We start from the raw sequence: 2,588 nt of genomic DNA, 5'->3' as shown, positions 1-2,588 counted from the left end.
ACCGTAAGCGCGAATTTCTCCGCACCTTCTGCAATTGAGTGAGCTTTGGCATGAGGTGTCCACTTAAAAGAGGTGGACACCAAGTTATGGATGAAGGTCAAAAACTCGCGGTACGGCTGGTCGGTCGGAATGGAAGACGCCGCTTCGATCAAGGCTCGAAAGATCGTCTTGTTGCAGCCTGCCTTGAGCCCGGCGCATCGGTATCGAAACTGGCGCGAGAACACGGGGTCAATGCGAACCTCGTTTGGAAATGGATCAGGAAGCACACCCAGGCCCATCCATTATCGCCGTCTTCGACATCTGCGTTTATCCCCGTTCAGGTCGCGGCCCCGAGCAGGGAGTTCGACATTGAGATGCCAGCCGCGGATCGCGAAGAGCGATTGCCGGGAACGGACAGGAACGGCCCACTTTCCTCTCCAGCAAAGGTGAGCGCGTCCCTGCCCAATGGTGTGAGACTGACGCTGGAGTGCGACGATCTCAGCGGATTGACGGCGATAATCGGAGCGTTGGGTCATGTTCAGACTGGGCGCTGATCTGAAGGTCTACCTGCATCGGGAGCCGATCGACTTCCGGGCCGGCATCAACAGCCTTGCGGTCCTGGTCCAGGAGACGATGGCGCTGGACCCGTTTGCCCCTGCGGTGTTTGCCTTCTGCAACCGCCGGCGTGACCGGGTGAAGCTGCTGCTCTTCGATCGGTCGGGCTTTGTGTTGATCCTGAAGCGGTTGACGGAAGACAAGTTCCGATGGCCGCGCCGAGAGGTGGCGGTGGTTACACTGACGACCGAGCAGCTCCACTGGATTCTCGACGGGATTGATATCGACGCGATGATCCGTCATCCGGTGCGGCAATATCAGATCGCCGGTTGAAGGCGGCGAATTGAGCTGTTGACGCGCAGTGGCGGTTCAGATTCAAGAATCTGATGACACGGGCCGGCGAACCAAGCGTTGCAGAGCTGATGGCACAGTTGGCGGCAAATGCTGCCGAAATCGCTGCGCTTAAAGCCGAGAAGGAAGCGCTCTCGCAACGTGTCGTCAAGCTGGAAGAGGAGCTGGCGCTCGCACGGCTGCACCGTTTTGCCCCGCGCAGCGAAAAGCACGTCGATCGCCTCTTCAACGAGGCCGAAGAGGCCGCAGACGAGAATGATCCTGATCATGGCGACGACGTCGCCGATCTCCCGGATACAGGCCTGCCAGCAGTCGAAAGTGCCGCGGGTAAAAAGCGGGGCCGCAGACCTCTGCCAGAAGACCTGCCCCGCGAGCGTGTCGAATACGACCTTCCCGACGATCAGAAAGCTTGCCCTTGTTGCAATGGCCAAATGCATCGCATGGGCGAAGCCGTTACCGAGCAGCTCCATATCGAGGTCAAGGCAAAGGTTCTGCAGAATGTGCGGTTCAAATACGCCTGCCGCCAATGCGACCGCACCGGCATCAACACGCCTGTGGTCATCGCACCGATGCCGAAGCAGCCTCTGCCGGGCAGCATTGCCACCGCCTCGACGTTAGCCTTCGCGCTCGTCCACAAATACGTCGACGGCACACCGCTTTACCGCGTGGCGCAGACATTTGAGCGTGCTGGTGTTCCGATCAGCCGCGGCGCTCTCGCTCACTGGGTCATCGGCTCAAGCGAGAAGCATCTACATCGCATCTATGATGCGCTGAAACTGCGGTTGCGATCGCAACCTCTCATTCATGGTGATGAGACGACGGTCCAAGTCCTCAAGGAAAAGGACAAGGAGGCCACCAGCACGTCCTATATGTGGGCATATCGAAGCGGCGAAGATAGTGAAGAACCAATCGTGCTTCTCGACTACCAGCCAGGCCGCGGTCAGGTCCACCCGCAGACCTTTCTCGGCGACTACCGCGGCATATTGGTGAGCGATGGCTACACCGCATGGCGCACACTAAATGGCGCAACCCATGTCGGATGCATGGCTCATTCACGGCGGCGCTTCGTCGAGGCTCTCAAAACCCGGAAGAATGGAGGCGGACCGCCGGAACAGGCACTCCGGTTCTTCGAGCAACTCTACCGGATCGAAAAGCAGGCGCGAGACAGAAAGCCCGACGCCGGCGAAACGCAGGCCGATTGCATTCGCCGTTTCCGGCAACAGCACAGCTTGCCTGTCCTGAACGCCCTAAAGGCCTGGCTCGACAACATCGCGCCAAAGGTCGTGCCGGATACCAAGCTCGGCGACGCCGTGTCCTACACTTTGAACCAATGGGACTACCTGACGCGCTACACCAGCGACGGCGGCATGCCGATCGATAACAACATTCTGGAACGCGAGATCAGAGTTTTTGCCACCGGAAGGAAATCATGGCTGTTCAGCGATACCGCTGACGGAGCCAGGGCAAGCGCCGTGATCTACAGCCTGATGCTGACCTGCCGGGCGTGCGACGTCGACCCACTCTCTTGGCTGCGCCACGTGCTCACCGAGTTGCCTCAGCGCGAAGAAGAAGCCGACATTGGCGATCTGCTGCCGTTCAATTACTCCAAGACCACCGCGGCTTGATAGAGCCGGATATCGCTTCGCAAAGGCGCCCGTTCGGTGATGCCGCCTACGTCAATGTGCGTGGAAAATCGCGCTTAC

At 59.3% G+C, this 2,588-nt stretch carries 3 protein-coding genes; all 3 read left to right on the top strand.

Annotated elements, in window-relative coordinates:
• The first annotated feature begins 86 nt into the window (after positions 1–86).
• From tnpA to tnpC, 3 genes are read left to right on the top strand one after another with little or no spacing between them, the layout of a single operon-like run.
• Positions 87–533: an IS66-like element accessory protein TnpA gene (gene tnpA / locus ACIQJ2_RS38215; RefSeq protein WP_400678229.1), complete on the top strand. Its 447-nt coding sequence runs from the start codon at positions 87–89 to the stop codon at positions 531–533.
• Positions 514–867, top strand: a complete 354-nt coding sequence (gene tnpB, locus ACIQJ2_RS38210; protein ID WP_400678231.1) for an IS66 family insertion sequence element accessory protein TnpB — start codon at positions 514–516, stop codon at positions 865–867. Before tnpA ends, tnpB begins: the two co-directional genes overlap by 20 nt.
• A gap of 53 nt (positions 868–920) precedes the next feature.
• Positions 921–2,510 carry an IS66 family transposase gene (gene tnpC / locus ACIQJ2_RS38205; RefSeq protein ID WP_400746777.1) on the top strand — a complete coding sequence of 530 codons (1,590 nt, stop codon included), beginning with the start codon at positions 921–923 and terminating at the stop codon, positions 2,508–2,510.
• Positions 2,511–2,588 lie beyond the last annotated feature (78 nt).

The organism is Rhizobium sp. NPDC092011 (assembly GCF_044756305.1).
Lineage (GTDB): Bacteria > Pseudomonadota > Alphaproteobacteria > Rhizobiales > Rhizobiaceae > Rhizobium.
The sequence above is the reverse complement of the archived record's forward strand: the minus strand, read 5'-3'. Positions and strand labels throughout refer to the sequence as shown.